Annotated in this window: 18 protein-coding genes; 14 read left to right on the forward strand and 4 right to left on the reverse strand. The window is 39.1% G+C overall.

From position 1 onward, the window contains the following. The first annotated feature begins 184 nt into the window (after positions 1-184). From zwf to EMK97_RS01600, 4 genes are all read left to right on the forward strand, one after another. On the forward strand, positions 185-1654 hold the full coding sequence (zwf, locus tag EMK97_RS01585; RefSeq protein WP_130598809.1) for a glucose-6-phosphate dehydrogenase: 1470 nt from the start codon (positions 185-187) through the stop codon (positions 1652-1654). Then, a complete protein-coding gene (gene pgl / locus EMK97_RS01590; protein ID WP_130598811.1) occupies positions 1654-2349 on the forward strand; it encodes a 6-phosphogluconolactonase in 696 nt (231 codons plus the stop codon). The genes zwf and pgl overlap by 1 nt, the downstream gene beginning before the upstream one ends. A gap of 54 nt (positions 2350-2403) precedes the next feature. Further along, a complete protein-coding gene (gene edd, locus EMK97_RS01595; protein WP_130598813.1) occupies positions 2404-4218 on the forward strand; it encodes a phosphogluconate dehydratase in 1815 nt (604 codons plus the stop codon). A gap of 95 nt (positions 4219-4313) precedes the next feature. Continuing rightward, positions 4314-4964 carry a bifunctional 4-hydroxy-2-oxoglutarate aldolase/2-dehydro-3-deoxy-phosphogluconate aldolase gene (locus EMK97_RS01600; protein WP_130598815.1) on the forward strand — a complete coding sequence of 217 codons (651 nt, stop codon included), beginning with the start codon at positions 4314-4316 and terminating at the stop codon, positions 4962-4964. A 97-nt stretch (positions 4965-5061) separates the two neighbouring features. On the opposite strand, the gene EMK97_RS01605 is transcribed toward EMK97_RS01600, so the two are convergent. The 3 genes from EMK97_RS01605 to rne all read right to left on the reverse strand — a co-directional run bounded on the left by EMK97_RS01605 (position 5062) and on the right by rne (position 9789). Beyond that, the gene (locus EMK97_RS01605) at positions 5062-5952 is read right to left on the reverse strand and encodes a GYF domain-containing protein (RefSeq protein ID WP_130598817.1); all 891 of its coding nucleotides are present in this window, start codon (positions 5950-5952) and stop codon (positions 5062-5064) included. A gap of 57 nt (positions 5953-6009) precedes the next feature. Then, the gene (locus EMK97_RS01610; protein ID WP_130598820.1) at positions 6010-6447 is read right to left on the reverse strand and encodes a DUF4339 domain-containing protein; all 438 of its coding nucleotides are present in this window, start codon (positions 6445-6447) and stop codon (positions 6010-6012) included. Between the two features lie 297 nt (positions 6448-6744). Beyond that, on the reverse strand, positions 6745-9789 hold the full coding sequence (gene rne, locus EMK97_RS01615) for a ribonuclease E (RefSeq protein ID WP_130598822.1): 3045 nt from the start codon (positions 9787-9789) through the stop codon (positions 6745-6747). An 806-nt stretch (positions 9790-10595) separates the two neighbouring features. Between rne and rluC the strand changes: the two genes are divergently transcribed. Next, the gene (gene rluC, locus EMK97_RS01620) at positions 10596-11594 is read left to right on the forward strand and encodes a 23S rRNA pseudouridine(955/2504/2580) synthase RluC (protein ID WP_130598824.1); all 999 of its coding nucleotides are present in this window, start codon (positions 10596-10598) and stop codon (positions 11592-11594) included. 48 nt (positions 11595-11642) lie between these two features. Here rluC and EMK97_RS01625 read toward each other — a convergent pair whose 3' ends face one another. Further along, complete coding sequence (locus EMK97_RS01625; protein WP_130598826.1) at positions 11643-12236, reverse strand: Maf family protein; 594 nt, start codon at positions 12234-12236, stop codon at positions 11643-11645. 156 nt (positions 12237-12392) lie between these two features. Between EMK97_RS01625 and yceD the strand changes: the two genes are divergently transcribed. The 9 genes from yceD (at position 12393) to mltG (ending at position 19628) form a co-directional block, all read left to right on the forward strand. Continuing rightward, complete coding sequence (gene yceD / locus EMK97_RS01630; RefSeq protein ID WP_130598828.1) at positions 12393-12905, forward strand: 23S rRNA accumulation protein YceD; 513 nt, start codon at positions 12393-12395, stop codon at positions 12903-12905. 46 nt (positions 12906-12951) lie between these two features. Beyond that, positions 12952-13122: a 50S ribosomal protein L32 gene (gene rpmF / locus EMK97_RS01635; RefSeq protein WP_116000475.1), complete on the forward strand. Its 171-nt coding sequence runs from the start codon at positions 12952-12954 to the stop codon at positions 13120-13122. 25 nt (positions 13123-13147) lie between these two features. Continuing rightward, positions 13148-14203 (forward strand): phosphate acyltransferase PlsX, encoded by a 1056-nt coding sequence (plsX, locus tag EMK97_RS01640; protein ID WP_130598830.1) that lies wholly within the window; start codon positions 13148-13150, stop codon positions 14201-14203. 65 nt (positions 14204-14268) lie between these two features. Continuing rightward, positions 14269-15204 carry an ACP S-malonyltransferase gene (gene fabD, locus EMK97_RS01645; RefSeq protein ID WP_130598832.1) on the forward strand — a complete coding sequence of 312 codons (936 nt, stop codon included), beginning with the start codon at positions 14269-14271 and terminating at the stop codon, positions 15202-15204. Between the two features lie 8 nt (positions 15205-15212). Further along, on the forward strand, positions 15213-15947 hold the full coding sequence (gene fabG / locus EMK97_RS01650; RefSeq protein WP_130598834.1) for a 3-oxoacyl-ACP reductase FabG: 735 nt from the start codon (positions 15213-15215) through the stop codon (positions 15945-15947). Between the two features lie 171 nt (positions 15948-16118). After that, the gene (acpP, locus tag EMK97_RS01655; protein ID WP_130598836.1) at positions 16119-16352 is read left to right on the forward strand and encodes an acyl carrier protein; all 234 of its coding nucleotides are present in this window, start codon (positions 16119-16121) and stop codon (positions 16350-16352) included. 144 nt (positions 16353-16496) lie between these two features. Beyond that, positions 16497-17735 (forward strand): beta-ketoacyl-ACP synthase II, encoded by a 1239-nt coding sequence (gene fabF / locus EMK97_RS01660; protein ID WP_130598838.1) that lies wholly within the window; start codon positions 16497-16499, stop codon positions 17733-17735. A 91-nt stretch (positions 17736-17826) separates the two neighbouring features. Further along, positions 17827-18627, forward strand: coding sequence for an aminodeoxychorismate lyase (gene pabC, locus EMK97_RS01665; RefSeq protein ID WP_130598840.1), 801 nt, complete (start codon positions 17827-17829; stop codon positions 18625-18627). Next, positions 18621-19628 (forward strand): endolytic transglycosylase MltG, encoded by a 1008-nt coding sequence (gene mltG, locus EMK97_RS01670; RefSeq protein ID WP_130598842.1) that lies wholly within the window; start codon positions 18621-18623, stop codon positions 19626-19628. The genes pabC and mltG overlap by 7 nt, the downstream gene beginning before the upstream one ends. Position 19629 lies beyond the last annotated feature (1 nt).

Here is a 19629-nt window from a genome sequence, read left to right on the forward strand (position 1 = left end):
TTAATGATTGTGAGCGCTAGAAATAAATATCAACAAAACAAATGTAGTAAAATTACAAAAAATACTTTACTGATGAGCAAACAAGCGCTAAATTAGAGGTATATGTAGTTTACTTACAAATTATTTGCTTTAGTTATGGCTAGTGGTGTTAAAAAATTAGTCAAAGCATCAACAGAGACATTGTATGAAAAATTTAGATTATCAATCAGCCAGTGAAATTGTCATCTTTGGCGCCCTGGGGGATTTATCGCGCAGAAAACTATTACCTGCGTTATATCAGCTTGAGGTCTGTGGCTTAATCAATGAACAAAGCAGAATTGTTGGTGTAGCCAGACAAGAGCATACACCTAAAGAATTTGAAGCGATTGTGTTGGAAAACCTACAGGCTTTTGTTAAAGAAGCACTTGATGAGGCGGTATTAACACGCTTTCTAGCTCGTTTAGTGTATCAACAACTTGATTTTAAAAATGAGCAGGCTTACGTCAATCTAGCGAATACCTTAGCTAGTGGTAATAAAACACGTGTTTATTACTTTTCTACACCTCCGGCAATTTATGGTGATATTTGTGCGGGTTTAAATGAAGCGCAATTAATCAGCGATAGTGATCGCGTGGTAATGGAAAAGCCTATTGGCCATTCACTCGAGTCTTCAAAAGTTGTCAATGATAAAGTAGCAAAGTATTTTAAAGAACAGCAAACCTATCGTATAGATCATTATTTAGGTAAAGAGACTGTACTGAACTTATTGGTGTTACGTTTTGCTAATTCGCTATTCACCAATAATTGGGATAGAAACAGCATAGATCACGTACAAATTACCGTCGCAGAAAGTGTTGGAATTGAAGGCCGTTGGGGCTTTTATGATGAAGCAGGCCAAATGAGAGATATGGTGCAAAATCATCTATTACAAATTCTTTCCTTGCTAGCAATGGAGCCACCAGCGGATCTAAGCGCGCAAAGTGTACGTGATGAAAAATTAAAGGCAGTCAAAGCGCTTAGGCCAATTAATAAAGAGAACATTAAAGAGAAAACTGTTCGTGGCCAATACAGCGATGGCTTTTTAAATGGTGCGCCTGTACCCGGATACTTAAATGAAGAGGGTGCTAACAAAGACAGCACAACAGAAACCTTTGTTGCAATTAAAGCTGAGATTGATAACTGGCGTTGGAAGGGAGTACCGTTTTATTTACGTACAGGTAAACGTATGCCGGCCAAACACAGTGAAATAGTCGTTCATTTTAAACAACAGCCTCACAATATATTTAAGGACAGTTATAGCGATTTACCGGCCAATAAATTGACTATTCGTTTGCAGCCAGATGAAGGTGTTGAGTTGCAAATGATGAACAAGATTCCCGGTATTGCATCGCAAATGCATATCCAAGAAAACAAGTTGGATTTAAGCTTTTCACAAACATATAAAAATGAACGCGTAATTGATGCTTATGAGCGTTTGATGCTGGAAGTATTGAACGGCAATCAATCGTTATTTGTAAGTCGTGATGAAGTTGAGGCTGCTTGGACATGGGCTGACAGTATTATTGATGCGTGGCAAAGTACTAATGAAGCACCAAAACCTTACCCAGCAGGCTCTTGGGGGCCAGTTTCTTCAATTGCGTTAATCGCGCGTGATGATCGTCAATGGGTGGAATAATGCAGAAGATTCATAATTTTTCAACAAGAGATGATCTTGATACTAATCTAGCAAATCAAGTTGCTAATTTATTGGCTGAAGCTATCAAGCATAAGGGCAGGGCGAGTATTGCTGTTTCCGGCGGTTCAACACCGAAAGGCTTTTTTGCTCAATTAGCTAATAAGGATATCGACTGGAAAAAAGTCACCATTACCTTAGCCGATGAACGTTGGGTTGCTATTGACAGTGATGCCAGTAATACACAGCTTGTATTTAAAAACTTGTTACAAGGGCCGGCATCAGTAGCCAAGTTTTTTCACCTGAAGCAAGGTGAAGAATTAACAGAAGATATTTTGGCAGATCTGAATGTTGCCGCAAATAATACGCTTTTACCGCTTGATGTCCTTATTTTGGGTATGGGCGAAGATGGTCATACGGCTTCATTGTTCCCATGTAGCGAACAAATTGAAGCGGGTCTTTCTCGTGATAATAGCAATGCACTTATTAGTGTACAGCCGACAACTGCTCCGCATCAAAGAATAAGCTTTACTTTTTCTGCGCTTGCTCAAAGTAAGCATGTATTTTTACATTTATGTGGAGAAAACAAGCAGAAGGTTTTAGATAAAGCACTTGCGAGTCAAGATATATTTGATATGCCAATCAGAGCTTTTTTGCATGATGAAAGCTTAACAACACAAATATATTGGGCACCCTAACTTTTAGCATAACGCGAAAATTGCAAGCATAAGATTTAAAGGCAGAGAGAGCAAATGAAACAGCAAATTGTAGATATAACCAACAGAATTATTAAACGTAGTGAAAAGACGCGCGCCAAGTATCTACAGAAGATTGAAGCAGCCAAGTCATCGACGGTACATCGTGCAAGTTTATCTTGTGGTAATTTAGCCCATGGATTTGCTGCATGCGGTAAAGAAGAGAAACAGTTAATTAAAGGCTTAAATCATTCTGACATCGCTATCGTTTCAGCATATAACGATATGTTGAGTGCTCATCAGCCTTATCAAACTTATCCGCAAATAATCAAAGAAGCTGTTAAGGAAGTGGGTGGTATTGCTCAGTTTGCCGGTGGCGTACCAGCCATGTGTGACGGTGTAACTCAAGGGCAACCAGGAATGGATTTAAGCTTGATGAGCCGTGATGTTATTGCCATGTCTACTGCGGTTGGCTTGTCACATAATATGTTTGATGGTGCCTTAATGCTTGGTATCTGTGACAAAATCGTGCCAGGGCTTTTAATCGCTAGCATGACTTTTGGCCACCTGCCAACGGTGTTTGTACCAGCAGGCCCTATGCCTTCAGGTATTCCAAACAAGGAAAAAGCACGAGTTAGGCAACAATATGCCAAAGGTGAAGCTGATGAGGCAGCATTACTTGAGGCAGAGTCTGCTTCGTATCATGCGCCAGGCACTTGTACTTTCTTTGGTACAGCAAACTCAAATCAATTAGTTGTTGAGGTTATGGGGCTTCATCTACCAGGTGCTTCATTTATTGCGCCGAACACACCGTTAAGAGAAGCGCTTACTAAAGCCGCGGCAAAACAGGTAACACGATTGACGCAACAATCTGGTAACTATATGCCTATTGGTAAAATGATAGATGAGCGCTCTATTGTCAATGCTATTGTTGCTTTGTTGGCAACAGGTGGCTCAACTAATTTAACCATGCATATTATCGCTTTTGCGAAAGCAGCCGGTATTATCATCGATTTCCAAGATTTCAATGATTTATCAAAAGAAGTTCCGTTATTAACGAGAATTTACCCTAATGGCCATGCTGATATTAACCATTTCCAAGAAGCTGGTGGTATGGCATTACTGTTTAAAGAACTCTTGTCTGCTGGTCTGTTGCATGAAGATGTTGAGACAATTTGTGGTCAAGGATTAACACGCTATACCCAAAGACCAATACTTGAAAACGGTCAACTTGTTTGGGTAGATGGTGTTGAACAGTCGTTAGACCCAGAGGTTATTACCACAGTAGAAAAACCATTTAAAGCAGATGGTGGTTTAAGAGTGTTAAAAGGTAATTTAGGGGTTTCAGTGCTTAAAACCTCGTCGCTTCGAGAAGGTAGTTTTGTTATTAATGCGCCAGCTGTTGTTTTTGAAGATCAAAATGAATTACAAACGGCATTTGATGCGGGTGAGTTAGAAAAAGATTTTGTCGCCGTTGTCCGTTTTCAAGGGCCTAAAGCGCGCGGTATGCCTGAGTTGCATAAGCTTACGCCACTATTAGGTGTATTACAGGATAAGGGCTTTAAAGTTGCATTAGTGACTGATGGTCGTATGTCAGGGGCGTCAGGTAAAGTACCAGCAGCAATTCACTTATGTCCGGAAGCTGTTGATGATGGTTTGATAGGAAAAGTTAAAAACGGCGACTTAATCAACCTTAATGGTGAAACAGGGGAATTAACACTGATGGTTGATGAGCAAGAGTTAGCAAATAGAGCACAAGCAAGCTTTAACGTTAATGGTCATCATGAGGGCATGGGACGTGAGTTATTTGGCTTTATGCGTCGTAGTTTAAGTTCAGCAGAAACGGGAGCTTGTTCACTATTTGATGAATAGTTATAGCTTTTGAAATTGTATCAACATAAATATCAGTGATTAAAAAATTGACAATGATTAGCTTAAATATGAGCAGCTAATTAGATAGAGGATGTATGACAAACTTAAAGAATTGGCAAATAATGCCAAACGAACTTTTTGCTATGGGGCCAATTGTTCCTGTATTAGTAATTAATAAGGTGGAAGAGGCATTGCCGATAGCAGAAGCGCTTTTAGCTGCTGATATTAAAGTGCTAGAGGTTACTTTACGTACACCTGCTGCGCTTGATGTGATAAGTACAATAGCGAAAGAGTTACCAGAAGCGGTTGTTGGCTCAGGCACTGTGACTAACCGTCAGCAATTACAGCAATCTTATGATGCTGGCGCTAAATTTGCCATAAGCCCAGGTTTAACGAAAGATTTATTGCAAGCAGGTAATGAGGGAAATATTGCGTTAATCCCCGGTATTTCTTCTATATCTGAACTCATGGATGGCGCAGACTTTGGCTATGATCATTTAAAGTTTTTCCCAGCTGAAGCGTCAGGCGGTGTCAACGCGATAAAATCGATTGGCGGTCCATTTCCTGATATTCGTTTTTGCCCAACTGGCGGAATCAATCTTGCTAATGTGAAAGATTATTTAGCCTTACCTAATGTGATGTGCTGTGGTGGCTCTTGGCTTGTTTCTAATGAGATTGTAGCAGGTAAAAATTGGCAAGAAATCACTAAGCTTGCTAAACAGGCATTAGCACATGTTAATTCATAATGAGCTTTTTGCTGTGTAACTGCTGTGTAATTTTAATTACCCAATAAAAAAAACCACCTTCTCAGGTGGTTTTTTTATATAGCAGTTGTTAACTCAATTATGAGTTATTTTGTGCTAGTCTTAAACGCTCAGCCATTGATAGCGGCTTGTCAGGGGTAGCCTGAGTTTCTGCTGGCTTATCAGCTTCAACTTTTTTATCGCCTCTAAATACTGACTTCATCATATTTTTCATGCCGTTAAAGCTTTCTGTTGCGGTTTTATTCGCTTGCTCAGCTTCCGCGGGTTTTGATTTTTCTTGCTTTTTAGCAACAGGTTTAGCTTTTGGCTCTGTTTTCGCTGGAGCTTTATCAACCTCTGCAAGCTCTACGCGTTTATGAGGGGTCGCTAATTTTGTTTCTGCAATTTTTGCTTTGCTAACTTGCGCAGACTCTATTTTTGTTACTTTGCTAGGCGGACTAGCAGGTGCGCTAGAGCCGTCACATGATGGCATAACCACGTCATTTGAGTTAACACGCTGATTAAATGTATCAATAGCATCATCTATTTCAACTTCAGCAATTTCTACCGCATTTTTAACCTGTGATAGTTTCTTGGTTAAACTCGCGTGTTTTTTCTCTATATTAACAATGGCAGATTTAACATCATCATTGAGGTTTTTAGTTAAGTCTTTGTAGCTTTCTATTTGCTTTTCAAACTTGCCTAAAGTTGATTGCGTGTGGTTGATGCTATCACCAATAGAAGTTAATTTAGTCTGTAAGCGTTTCTTTTTAGCTAAAAACTTATCCGTTAGCTCTTTAGGCACTAGTGATGTTTGCTCAGTTGCAGGAATGATGCCTGCGAACTCACTAATACAATTCACAGGTTTCCATTGATTAAACGATGGGTGCCACCCATATACATTTGGCTTATCAGCTAAATACTCTTTAGCTGCTTGTAAATCTAATGGTCCATGTACTTTACCACTGTCTGAAAAAAACCATTTTTTCATAGTCATCACTCTTATTCTTTCGTTATCTTTTTAGTATATGCACAATTTAGTTAGCTGTTAAACGTCGTAGTCAGTTTTTATAACATTGGCTAAATTCTTTTGTAATGATGCATATTGAGCTTCAATTGTTTGCACAACCACTTTAACTTCTTCAGTAAGGTTATGGGCAATTTGGCTATAGTTGTCGACTTCAGTGTCTATCTCATATAAGGAATCTGAGGTCGTTGAAATCGTTTTATCTACTCTGTCTAAGGTAGAAATAAGAGACTTTTCTTCGTCAATCAGTTCTTCAATTAATTCTTTAGGCACATCAACAGGAGGAGTAGGCGGGGTGACTGTTAGTTCAAATTCATCAATACAACTGACTGGAACCCAGTGACTATATGAAGGGTGCCAAGCATATAAATCAGGGTTTTTGGCGATCAGTTCATTGGATTCTTTTAGTCCTAAAGGACCGCTGATTTCACCATTATCAGAAAAAAACCATTTTTTCATAATTATTATTACTCTTCTTGATGCGAAACTCAAAGTTGATATTTCTAATAAACTATTTATCTTTCAGACAGTTGCCTATTCCTTGTTAACTAGCTTAAATATCCCCTTATCCGAGTAATTAATGTAACGTGTGCCATGAAGGTCAGTCAAGCAGTTTATTGCTAATGGTTAACTATATTTTTACAAAATGACAAGAGTGTTTTGCATAACATTTGTATCAAAATATATTTTCAAGCATAAAAAAGCCAAGCTCCTTGGCAGGGCTTGGCTTAGTAAAGCTAACTTGAGTAGCTTAGTTTATGAAGGTTTTGTTGCCTCGGCAAAACTGCGGTTACTTACATCAGCTAATATGGCTGACTTGCCTGAAGTGAGATGACTTACACGTTCATTACTTTCCATAAAGCTTGTTGGTATAGCATTTATCGTGGTAATGGTTTCAGTTTTAGTCATAGGTGCTGACGCTCTACCAGATAAGCGATTTGCTTTTTTCACTTGTCTTGCCAGTTTCTTATCTTTTACTTGCGTCTTTTTAGGTGCTTTAGCTTGCTTAGCAGGCTTCTCTGCTGGTTTAGCATCAGTTGTCGATTGAGTTTTCTCTAGCTTTTTATTAGCTTGAACTTCCTTAATCGTTTCAGTTTTCTGCTCAGACTCTGCTTCGGTGTTTAAGCTTGCTGTCTCAGCTAGCTCATTTTCAACAGGAACATCTTCAACTTGCGCGGAAGTTGCTTCTGCTGTCACTTCTAACGAAGGTGCTATTTCTTCACTAGCTTGCTCATTACCAATTTGCTCAGTTTTATCTGTATCGGCAACGTCTATTGGGTTGGCAATCTCTTCTAGCGGCAAGCTTTGTTGAACTTCAGTTAGTTCTTGCTTGGCTATTGGCTCTGAAGAGCTAGTTTCTTCGATAGTTTCAGGCGCTGGTTTTATTTCAGAGGCTGTAGGCTTTGAAGCATTCTCTTCTTGAGTCGATACTTCTTGCATTGCACTATCAACTTGCTTTTCAGTAACCGTATCTTTCTGAACTGTATTTTCATCAGATGTCGGTGCGACATTTTCGTTGGCAGTCTCATTTGCAGGGTAACGCGCCTCAACAGCTTCATCAGACTGAAGTGTACTTTCAACTGCGCCTTCAACTTGCTTTGACTCAGCTTCGTTATTACGACGTCTACGCTGCCCGTTTGAGCGTAAATGTCTTGGAGAGCGTCTGTTACGAGAGCGTTCCTCTGATTTTGATTTATCTGCTACTGAATCAACGGGTGCTGCAGTATTTTCAGCTGCTTCTGTAACCGCTAGGTTAGCTTTGTCCTGCTTAACTTCGTTGCTTTGTTCAACTCTAACCTTTTTACGGTTATTTCGGCGTTGACGACGCTCAGCAACTTTTTCCTCTTTCGCTACCTGATTCTTTTCATTGTCAGGTTTACGATTTTGCTTCTTAGCTTTGTTTGCTGATTTATTTTGATTAGTGCGATCGTTTCTTGATGAACGACCTGGGTCATTTGCTTTATCGTCTTTAGCTTGATTTTTATCGTCGTTACGAGTATTGCGCTTGTTGCCTCTGTTGTTACGACGTTGATTTTGTCTTCGCTGTTGACCTTTGCCTTTATTTTTACTCGCAGGTTTTTCTTCAGTTTTACTACTTTGCTCTTCTGTAGAGACGAATAATGATTTTAACCAAGCAAAGAAACCCGTCGGTTTTTCTTTCTCCTTGCCTACTTGAGCGGTCTTATCCGTTGTTGCGCGTTTAGGGGCTGACATTCCTTGAATGACAGGCTCATCTCGCTTAGCTGCTTCTTTATCAAATTTAGGCATTTTTGCTTCTTCAAGCTCAGCTTGTTTGATAGGTAACTCATAACTGGCATCAGTAGTCGCATCATCTTTCTTAACTCGCACGACCTCGTATTGAGGCGTATCCATGTGAGGATTTGGAATGATTAATACTTTGACATTATGGTGTTTTTCAACATGCATCACTGAACGTCTTTTTTCGTTCAGTAGATAGGTTGCAACAGGTACTGGCACTTGTGCTTGCACATGCTGAGTGTTTTCTTTAATCGCTTCTTCTTCAATTAAACGAAGAATAGAGAGCGCTAATGATTCAACCCCTCTTACATGGCCTGTGCCATTACAGCGAGGACAAACACCTTGGCTTGTTTCACCAATAGAAGGTCTTAAGCGTTGGCGTGACATTTCTAATAAGCCAAAGCGAGAAATGCGCCCTAGTTGAATTCTAGCTCTGTCTTGGTGGACAGAATCTCGCATTCGGTTTTCAACTTCTCTTTGGTGTCTCACTGGTGTCATATCGATAAAATCGATAACCACTAAACCGCCTAAGTCACGTAAACGTAATTGACGGGCAATTTCTTCAGCTGCTTCTAAGTTAGTGTTGAAGGCTGTTTCTTCAATATCACCACCTTTAGTTGCTCTTGCTGAGTTAATATCGATAGACGTCATGGCTTCAGTAGGATCTATAACGATAGAGCCACCTGATGGTAAACGGACCTCACGTTGGAACGCTGTTTCTATCTGCGTTTCAATTTGATAATGGGTAAAAAGTGGTACGTCACTGGTGTATAGTTTTATTTTGCTTAAAAAGTCAGGGCGAACAACTTCAATATGCTTTTTAACGCTTTCGAATGTTTTCGGGCGATCGATCAGCACTTCACCAATATCTCTACGCAAATAATCGCGAATAGCGCGTAATATTAAGTTAGTTTCTTGGTGAATTAAAAATGGAGCAGGGCGGCTTGCTGCGGCATCGCTAATGGCTTGCCAGTGGTGAAGTAATACGCTTAAATCCCACTCTAGCTCTTCATAGTCTTTACCAACACCTGCGGTTCTAACAATGAGCCCCATACCTTTTGGTAGGTCTAATTTACTTAAAGATGCTTTTAATTCTGTGCGCTCGTCACCTTCAATACGTCGAGAGATACCACCAGCACGAGGGTTGTTCGGCATTAAAACTAAATAACTACCCGCTAGGCTAATAAAGGTTGTTAATGCCGCGCCTTTTTGTCCTCGTTCTTCTTTGTCGATCTGAACGATGACCTCTTGGCCTTCATGTAACACTTCTTTTATATTTGGACGACCTTGGAAAGTATATCCTTTAGGGAAGTACTCACGGGCGATTTCTTTCATTGGCAGGAAGCCATGACGTTCAGCACCGTAGTCAACAAAAGCGGCTTCTAATGAAGGCTCTATACGGGTAATTTTGGCTTTATATATATTGGATTTTTTCTGTTCATGACCTGGGCTTTCGATATCTAGATCATAAAGCTTTTGGCCATCAACCAAGGCTACTCGCAACTCTTCTGATTGAGTTGCGTTAATTAACATACGTTTCATAGTTTGTCGGACTCTTTTTTTAGCCACAACACACTATTGCTATAGACACAAAGCAATGTACCGTTTGCTAATAGCAGCTTGTCAGCCTCACGGGTGTCAATATAAACGTGTCGTCTAACCACGTTTAGCTATTAAGATTCTGTTTGTACTCTCATTAACTAAGCATTACTTTAATACTTAGAGTAAATTTGTTTCTTTATGTGCTCAGCAGTGTGCTGTGCGTTGCTTGTTCATATAGCGATAAACAAATGTAAATACTGGTCGGTGCTATGGCACTCTATAAAAACCGAGTGAATATTTGTTTTGATTAATATCGCGTACTACAAGCCTATTTAATAAAAATTGCTTTATGGTGCTGGGCTGAATCAAATCTCTGATAAACTGTTTATGCATCATGGATTTTTGCAGGTAAATTTTTTATAACCTGAATCGATGAATACAAATGGCCGTACTTTTATTATGTCGCTCTTTTGAGTCATGTTGTCAATATGACAGAGTTTTGCATAATAAAGTGGCCTCAGCTGCCTCTTACGTCTCTCTGTAAAGCTTCTAAGTTGCTGCTTTATTTATGAATATTTTCTTTTTGTTTCATAACTAACTAAATTCATTTTTTAACATTAAAGTGAGTTATGAAGTAAAAAAACAGTAACACCATTTATTATCCCACTATATTGCGAGATAAGCCAATAAAAAACCTAATTAATTTACGCCGCCTGCTAAAATAATGCTATGTATTAGCAATAAACTTCAGGTGAAAGTGTGATAAACTTAGCGCCAATCTAAGTAAAAACCTTAAATAACTTTATATGGCACAAGACGTAGTGAAGTCGAAAGATTCTGATAAGCAAACAGAGCAAAATAAACCTAAAGTTCAATTTATTACCGTGGATAAAGAAGATGCGGGTCAAAGAATAGATAATTTTTTATTGCGTACGTTAAAAGGCGTGCCGAAAAGTCATTTATATCGTCTTATGAGAAAAGGTGAGATTCGTGTTAATAAGAAGCGAATTAAACCCGTATATAAATTGGCTGTCGGTGATATTTTACGTATTGCACCTATTCGAGTCTCTGAAAAAACCGATGAAGTTTCTACTAAGCTTTCTGTTGTTGCCAATTTAGAACATCAAATTTTATTTGAAGATGATCGTTTAATTGTTATCAATAAGCCATCGGGTATGGCAGTCCATGGTGGTAGTGGCTTAAGTTTTGGGCTTATTGAGGCATTAAGAGCTTTACGTCCTGATGCTCGAATGCTTGAGTTGGTGCACCGCTTAGACAGAGACACTTCAGGTTGTCTTGTGGTGGCGAAAAAGCGCTCGGCACTGCGTAACCTTCATGAACAATTGCGTAATAAAACGGTGCAAAAGTTTTATCACGCCTTGGTTAAAGGTCATTGGCCGACTAAACTTACGCGCGTCACGGATGCTCTGAAAAAGAATGATCTTAAATCAGGTGAGCGTGTTGTTGTTGTTGATAATATTGAAGGCAAAGAGTCTGAAACTCGCTATAAAGTACTGCAAAGGTATCAAGGTGCGACTTTAGTTCGTGCTTTTCCTGTTACCGGGAGAACTCATCAAATTCGTGTTCATTGTCAAGCATCAGGACATTCGATTGCAGGTGATGCCAAGTATGGTAACGAAACATTTGATGCCTCATTAAAAGAGAAAGGTTTAAAACGTTTGTTTTTGCATGCTGCCAGTATTGAGTTTACGCATCCAAAAACAGAACAAAGACTTAAAATTGAAGCGCCGCTTGAGCCGAGTTTAGAAAAGCTATTAACGAATATGGTTGAAGTCGAAAAATAATTAACCTGATGTGCTCAGTCTGCTCTGAGCACATCGCTTTATCCTTTGTTAACTATTTTGCTCGGCGAGTACATCAACACCGTGTACCTTTAACAGTTTAACTAGCTGTATTAATGGTAATCCTATTAAGGTGTTAGGATCATCTCCTTGTAGCCTTTTAAATAAGCAGATACCTAATCCTTCACTTTTAAAGCTACCTGCACAATTATAAGGTTGTTCAGCTTTTAAATATTGTTCAATATTATTAGGACTTAAAGCGTTAAAAAGCACGGTAAATGGCTCAACAAGTGAGGTCATCTCTTGTGTGTCACTATTTAATACGCATAGGCCGGTATAAAAGGTTACGGTTTGGCCGCTAAATTTGCTTAATTGTTTGATTGCATTTTCATGTGTATGCGGTTTACCTATGATTTCACCATCATATACTGCAACTTGGTCACTACCAATAATAAGCGCATTGGAGAAGTTAACCGATACAGCTTTGGCTTTTTCAATCGCAAGTCTTTCAACCAGTGCTTGAGGTGTTTCATTTACCAAAGCGCTTTCATCAATATCAGGACTAGCGCATTGAAAGGGCAGATTAAGCTTTTCTAATATGCTTTTTCGAAAAACAGAGGTTGAGCCTAAAACAAGGGTTTTCATTTTATACCTATAAGTATTGTACTTGCGTGGATTTGATTATCTTTCCAGCAAAAGAGTAAGGATTGTTGCTAATATTGGGCTATTCTTAGATTTTTAAACACTTTTTGTTATTTTTCTTTTGACACTTGCCTATATGGGCTATATTATGCGCGCCTTATGCAGAATCTTAAACTTCCGATAACAATTAGTCCAACTCGTAGTGCACAGCGTAGACTTGTGTGCGAAGGTGTATTTAAAGTGTCGGAAATGACTAGACTGCTTGCTGTGTGCGAAAGCCGTAGTGAGCATGTTCAGGTTAGTGTTAAGTTTGATGTGGATGAACGTGGCCTTACAGTAATTCGAGGTACGGGGTCGGCATTAGTTGCATTAACTTGTCAGCGTTGTAATGAGGCATTTGAGCAGGAACTAAAGATAGATTTTACTTTTAGCCCCGCGAAAAATGATGAAGCCGCTGAAAAAATTCCGTCATACTATGACGTAATAGAATTAGATGAAAATGGTGAAGTGAACTTGCGAGAGTTAGTGGAAGAAGAATTAATTCTGACAATTCCATTAATTCCAAGGCATGAACTTGAAGATTGTTCAGCTGAAGCTGACAGTGTTTGGGGAGAGTTGCCTGAAGAGCTTGAGAAGCCGAATCCATTTGACGTTTTAAAACAACTTAAGTAAGTAATGTTTACTTAAGTTTTAACATATAATCGTTTAGGAGTAACTCATGGCAGTTCAAAAAAGCAAGAAGTCTCGTTCAAGACGTGGCATGCGCCGTTCACATGACGCATTAACAGCTGAAAACCTTTCAGTAGATCCAGTTTCAGGTGAAACTCACCGTCGTCACCACGTAACAGCTGATGGCTTTTACAAAGGTGTTAAAGTAATCGCTAAATAAGCGATAAACTTTAAACAAATATAGTTTGAGCTTGAATAGTTCAAATAATCTAACCATAGCGTTAGATGTTATGGGGGGCGATCAAGGCCCCCTAGTAACGATCCCTTCAGCAATTATGGCGATTCAACAACAGCCAAATTTGCACCTCATTCTCTGTGGTAACGAAGACGTCATTACCGCGACCTTAAATCAGCACGGCATTTCAAAAGATTGTTTAGCTAAGCATAAGCAATTAAGCCTTTGTAGTACAACTCAAATTGTTTCTATGGAAGATAAGCCTTCTTATGCAATGCGTAATAAGAAAAATTCTTCTATGAGAAAGGCGTTAGATCTGGTGCATGAAGGAAAAGCACAAGCTTGTGTTAGCGCTGGCAATACAGGCGCGCTATTTTCTATGGCGCATTTCGTTTTAAAAACATTACCAGGTGTTGAACGTCCCGCGCTCATTTCTGCCTTACCAACCCATGATAATGAAAAGCATGTCTTTATGTTAGATTTAGGCGCCAATGTTTTTTGTGATTCGCATGTGCTGTATCAATTTGGTGTCATGGGCTCAGTGCTTGCGGAGCAAGTTGATGGCATTAGTAAACCTCGTATCGCGTTATTGAATATGGGTGAAGAGGCGATTAAAGGCAGTGATCATATAAAGCTGGCTGCATTAGAGCTGAGTCAGAACCGCGAGATCAATTATATAGGCTTTATTGAAGGCAGTGATATATTTGCGAACAAAGCTGATGTTATTGTTTGTGATGGTTTTGTTGGTAATGTGGCATTAAAAACTTGTGAAGGCGTTGCTCGCCTTGTTTATCACAGGTCTAAAGCAATATTTACCCAAAATTTGTTTTCAAAATTGCTGAGCTTTTTATTAACACCGAGTTTTAAAAAACTATTTAAAACCATGAACCCCGACCAGTATAACGGTGCAAGTCTGATAGGATTGCGCGGTATAGTGGTTAAGAGCCATGGTAACGCCAACTCAAAAGCATTTTTCGCTGCCATATTGGAGGCAATTAAAGAAGTTGAGCGACAAGTACCAGAGAAAATAAAATCGACCCTAGAGCGCGGCTTATCAGCAAATTAGTTGTGCTTTTGGGCAAAAGATTTCCAGTATAAATTAGAACATTTCTACGAAGAGAATTAATAAATATGCAAGAAAAGTTAGCATTTGTATTTCCAGGGCAAGGTTCACAAGTAGTGGCTATGTTAAGTGATTTCGCTGAGCAAGAAATTGTTCAACAAACTTTTACAGAAGCATCCGAAGCTTTAGGTTATGATTTGTGGCAATTAGTTGCACAAGGCCCAGCTGAAAAACTTAATCAAACCAATTTTACCCAGCCAGCATTGTTAACAGCAAGTGTCGCTTTATGGCGTTTATGGAATTCAGAGTCTGATATTAAGCCAGATGTTGTTGCAGGCCATAGTTTAGGTGAGTATTCAGCATTAGTCTGTGCTGAAGTTTTATCTTTAGCTGATGCCGTTAAACTTGTTGAAAAACGTGGTGAGTTAATGCAAGCCTGTGTTCCTGAAGGGGTTGGCGCAATGGCTGCGGTTATCGGTTTAGCTGATGATGTGATCATTAATGCTTGTGAGCAAGCGCAAGAAAGTGAAGTGGTGTCAGCTGTTAACTTTAACTCGCCAGGGCAGGTTGTTATCGCTGGACATAAAGCGGCGGTTGAAAGAGCGGGTGAGCTATGTAAAGAAGCGGGAGCTAAGCGAGTGTTACCTTTGCCTGTTAGCGTTCCGTCTCATTGTGCGTTAATGCAAGATGCTGCGGAAAAACTTGCGGTAGAGTTGGATAAGATTACTTTAAATGCACCAAAGATTGATGTTGTTAACAATGTTGATGTTGCAATTGAGTCAGATCCGGAAGCCATTAAAAAGGCGCTTGTACGACAGTTATATTCACCTGTTCGCTGGAGTGAAACCGTTGTTGAACTAGCTAAAGGTGGTGTTAACGTGGCAGTGGAAGTAGGGCCAGGAAAAGTATTACAAGGTTTATTAAAGCGTATCGATAAATCAATTAATTGCGTTTCACTTAATGATGAAGCGTCTTTAGCGAAAACAAAAGAATTAATTAAATAGGTATAACTATGTTTTCATTAACAGGAAAAGTTGCACTCGTTACAGGTGCAAGTCGTGGTATAGGTAAAGCAATTGCTATGCAACTACAAGCATTAGGTGCAACTGTAGTAGGGACTGCAACATCTGAGCACGGCGCAGAAAAAATTTCAGAATATTTAGGTGCGGGCAATGGCTTAGTATTAAACGTTACCAGTGACGACTCTATTACAACACTATTTGCAGCGATTAAAGAAGCACACGGTGCTGTTGATATTCTTGTCAATAATGCTGGTATTACTCGTGACAACTTATTTATGCGTATGAAAGATGAAGAATGGCATGACATTATTGATACCAACTTAACGTCAGTTTATAAAGTAAGTAAAATAGCCATTAAGCCTATGATGAAAAAGCGCACGGGTCGCATTATCAATATTGGCTCTGTTGTCGGCAGTATGGGTAATGCTGGTCAAGTAAATTACGCTACAGCGAAAGCCGGTTTACTTGGTTTTACTAAGTCATTAGCACGTGAAATTGCATCTCGTGGCATTACAGTAAATACAATTGCACCTGGTTTTATCGATACAGATATGACACAAACGTTAACCGATGAGCAAAAAGAAGGTATTTTCTCACAAGTACCAGCAAATCGTTTAGGTAAGCCAGAAGAAATAGCTAGCACTGTTGCCTTTTTAGCATCTGATGCTGCTGCTTATATAACCGGTGAAACAATCCATGTAAATGGTGGCATGTACATGGTATAGGCCTTTAAAAATAGGGTATATACGTTTATTTTTGTACAAAAACACTATAATATTAATACTTTTAACAGGTTAGACCAGATAAAAAAGTAAAGTTAGAAGCTTGCATGGCGGCCTGTTGACGAATACACTACACGCAATTTGAAAAATTGCACTTTCAGTAAAGGAAAAAAAATGAGTACTATCGAAGAACGCGTAAAAAAAATTACTATTGAACAATTAGGTGTTAGCGAAGAAGAAGTTAAAAATGAATCATCTTTTGTTGACGATTTAGGTGCTGACTCACTAGACACTGTAGAATTAGTTATGGCGTTAGAAGAAGAATTTGACACAGAGATTCCTGACGAAGAAGCTGAAAAAATCACTACAGTTCAAGCAGCAATTGATTACGTTACTGCTAACCAGTAATTTTTGATTTACGTCACTTTGAGCGATTAAAGCATTTAGCGTATCGCACATGATATAAAACAGAACAATTAAAGCGGTATACTTATTTTAAAGTGCCGCTTTTTTTATAGCTTTTTTTTAATAATTTCGGAGGCAGCTCATCTTATGAGACGCGTTGTAGTTACTGGCCTTGGTATGTTAAGCCCGTTAGGCAATACCGCAGAAGAGACTTGGCAAAACTTATTACTTGGTAAAAGTGGTATTGGTAATATTGAACATTTTGATGTTTCAGCTTATCCAACTCGTTTTGCCGGTTTAGTGAAAGGTTTTGATGCACAAAACTATATGGAAAAGAAAGAAGCCAAGAAAATGGATCTTTTCATTCAGTATGGTGTTGCTGCAGGTGTTCAGGCACTAAAAGACTCTGGTATAGAAGTTACTGGAGAAAACGCAGAGCGTATTGGTGTTGCTGTTGGCTCAGGTATTGGTGGTTTAGGTTTAATTGAACAAAACCATGAGAAAATGATCAAGGCTGAAGGCAGTCCTCGTAAGCTATCGCCATTTTTTGTGCCTTCAACCATAATTAATATGATTTCAGGCCACTTATCAATTATGTTTGGTTTAAAAGGCCCTAATATCTCAATCGTTACTGCGTGTACTAGTGGTGTGCATAACATTGGTCATGCAGCTCGTATGATTGCTTATGGTGATGCTGATGCTATGGTGGCTGGTGGTGCTGAAAAAGCGTCAACAACCTTAGGTATGGGTGGTTTTGGTGCTGCACGTGCTTTATCAACACGAAATGATGACCCACAAGCGGCTTCACGTCCATGGGATAGAGATCGTGATGGTTTTGTTTTAGGTGATGGTGCTGGCGTTTTGGTTATAGAAGAATACGAACATGCTAAGGCTCGTGGCGCTAAAATTTATGCTGAGCTTGTTGGTTTTGGTATGAGTGGCGATGCTTATCATATGACATCACCACCGGCTGATGGTGAAGGTGCAGCACGCTCAATGCAAAATGCAATTAATGATGCAAAAGTAGATAAGAGCAAGATAGGTTACATTAATGCTCATGGTACTTCGACACCAGCTGGAGATATAGCAGAAACCAATGCGGTTAAATCAGTGTTTGGTGATGGTGCCTATAATTTATTGATGGGCTCAACTAAATCAATGACTGGACATTTACTTGGTGCTGCTGGCTCTGTTGAAGCAATTTTTAGTATTCAAGCCTTGATGAATAATCAAGTGCCGCCAACCATTAACCTTGATAACCCTGATGAAGGTTGTGATTTAGATTACATACGCGATGGTGCTCGTGATGTTCAGCTTGACTACGTATTATGTAATTCGTTTGGTTTTGGTGGTACTAATGGCTCATTAGTATTTAAAAAAGTGTAGCGAATAAATTAAAAAGCTTGCTATTCATTGTATAAGCCTGAATACTTTATTTTTTTGATAGAGTATTCAGGTTTTTTTCTTTTCAGATATTATGATTTACTGCTCAATTAATGGCGTTCAATCACAAGACATTGCTGTAGGTGATCGCGGTTTAGCCTATGGTGATGGTGTTTTTACTACAGCGAAAATTTATCAAGGCAAGGTGCAATTTCTAAATCAACATGTCGAGCGCTTATTAACAAGTTGTGCACGATTAGCAATTAATACTCAAGCACTTGGTGATATAACAAGTAATTTGATGGAAGTCGCACGAGCATTCGAGTTAGCAGTATTAAAAGTCATCATTACCTCAGGTAGTGGCGGGAGAGGGTATTCTCGACAAGGCTTATCTGCAACTGCCAGTAATCTTATTATTATGGTGTTTGATTTCCCTAAACACTATTTAACACAAGTAGAGACAGGTATTGATTTAGCCGATAGTGTTCAGAAAATTGGTGTGAACCCTATGCTTGAGGGGATCAAACACTTAAACAGGTTAGAGCAAGTGCTAATCAGAGCTGAGCTTGATAACAGTGTTGCTGATGATCTTGTGGTAACAAATATCGATAATTTAGTAGTAGAAACAAGTAGTGCCAATTTGTTTTATTGGCAAGCTGGTAAATTGTTTACCCCGAAACTTAATGGCTCAGGTGTAGATGGTTTAATGCGCCAACACATTCTTGCACAATCTAAAAATTGTCACATTGTTGATACAAGACTCAGTGATATTCAAGCTGCAGAGGCGATGTTTACTTGTAATTCTGTCATGGGGATTATGCCGGTTAAGTCATATAATGGTAAAGCACTTTCTATTCAGCCGAGCCTTCAATTAAGAGAAACAATCAGGTGTTAAAAAAAATCGCATTCCTCTTTTTACTATGCGCACTTATGGTATCGGCAGGAATTTATGTATTTATTACCGAGCTAAAAAAGCCATTACTTATACAACAAGCAGAATTGCTTACGGTAAACAAGGGCAGCTCTATTAGTCGCTTTTCTGCAGAGCTTGTTAAAAAAGGTTGGCTAACTGAAAGATTCTGGCTGAGAAACTACGGTAGAATTTTTCCTGAGAAAGTTAAAATCAAAGCGGGTACTTATCTTGTTCAACCTGGTAGCAACAGTTTTCAATTATTACAGCAGTTAGTACGTGGAGAAGAGCATCAGTTTTCTATAACCTTTATCGAAGGCTCAACATTTAAGGAGTGGTTAGCACAACTTGAGAAACAACCTCATATTAAACACACCTTAAAGGATAAAAGTATTGCAGAGGTTGCTAAGTTACTTGAAATTAATCAGACAAATCCAGAAGGTTGGTTTTTCCCAGAAACCTACGCCTACACAGCAGGCACGGATGATTTAACTTTGTTACGTCGTGCTTATAGTAAAATGCGTAATGTACTTGAGTCAGCGTGGTCAAATCGTCAGGCGAACTTGCCCTATAAGAGTGCTTATGAAGCTTTGATCATGGCATCAATTATTGAAAAAGAAACCAGCTATTTACAAGAGCAGGATTTAATTGCTTCAGTCTTTGTTAATAGGTTGAATAAGAAAATGCGTTTGCAAACCGATCCAACCATTATTTATGGTTTAGGTGATCGTTATCAAGGTGATATTACCTATGCACATAAACGCGAAAAAACAGCGTATAATACTTATCGCATTGATGGTTTACCGCCAACACCAATCGCAATGCCGGGCTTATCGGCGATTATTGCATCTGTTAACCCAGCAAGCAGTGATTATTTTTATTTTGTGAGTAATGGTCAAGGTAAACATGTTTTTAGCAAAAATTTGTCTGAGCACAATGCAGCGGTAAAACGTTATTTAGAATATATGAGAAACAAGCAGGAATAAT

The sequence above is a fragment of the Litorilituus sediminis genome (assembly GCF_004295665.1).
GTDB classification, from domain to species: domain Bacteria; phylum Pseudomonadota; class Gammaproteobacteria; order Enterobacterales; family Alteromonadaceae; genus Colwellia; species Colwellia sediminis.

Coding starts and splice junctions, on each gene's coding strand:
- zwf (WP_130598809.1), top strand. CDS start 185: ATGAAAAATTTAGATTATCAATCAGCCAGTGAAATTGTCATCTTTGGC.
- pgl (WP_130598811.1), top strand. CDS start 1,654: ATGCAGAAGATTCATAATTTTTCAACAAGAGATGATCTTGATACTAAT.
- edd (WP_130598813.1), top strand. CDS start 2,404: ATGAAACAGCAAATTGTAGATATAACCAACAGAATTATTAAACGTAGT.
- EMK97_RS01600 (WP_130598815.1), top strand. CDS start 4,314: ATGACAAACTTAAAGAATTGGCAAATAATGCCAAACGAACTTTTTGCT.
- EMK97_RS01605 (WP_130598817.1), bottom strand. CDS start 5,952: ATGAAAAAATGGTTTTTTTCAGACAGTGGTAAAGTACATGGACCATTA.
- EMK97_RS01610 (WP_130598820.1), bottom strand. CDS start 6,447: ATGAAAAAATGGTTTTTTTCTGATAATGGTGAAATCAGCGGTCCTTTA.
- rne (WP_130598822.1), bottom strand. CDS start 9,789: ATGAAACGTATGTTAATTAACGCAACTCAATCAGAAGAGTTGCGAGTA.
- rluC (WP_130598824.1), top strand. CDS start 10,596: ATGGCACAAGACGTAGTGAAGTCGAAAGATTCTGATAAGCAAACAGAG.
- EMK97_RS01625 (WP_130598826.1), bottom strand. CDS start 12,236: ATGAAAACCCTTGTTTTAGGCTCAACCTCTGTTTTTCGAAAAAGCATA.
- yceD (WP_130598828.1), top strand. CDS start 12,393: ATGCAGAATCTTAAACTTCCGATAACAATTAGTCCAACTCGTAGTGCA.
- rpmF (WP_116000475.1), top strand. CDS start 12,952: ATGGCAGTTCAAAAAAGCAAGAAGTCTCGTTCAAGACGTGGCATGCGC.
- fabD (WP_130598832.1), top strand. CDS start 14,269: ATGCAAGAAAAGTTAGCATTTGTATTTCCAGGGCAAGGTTCACAAGTA.
- fabG (WP_130598834.1), top strand. CDS start 15,213: ATGTTTTCATTAACAGGAAAAGTTGCACTCGTTACAGGTGCAAGTCGT.
- acpP (WP_130598836.1), top strand. CDS start 16,119: ATGAGTACTATCGAAGAACGCGTAAAAAAAATTACTATTGAACAATTA.
- fabF (WP_130598838.1), top strand. CDS start 16,497: ATGAGACGCGTTGTAGTTACTGGCCTTGGTATGTTAAGCCCGTTAGGC.
- pabC (WP_130598840.1), top strand. CDS start 17,827: ATGATTTACTGCTCAATTAATGGCGTTCAATCACAAGACATTGCTGTA.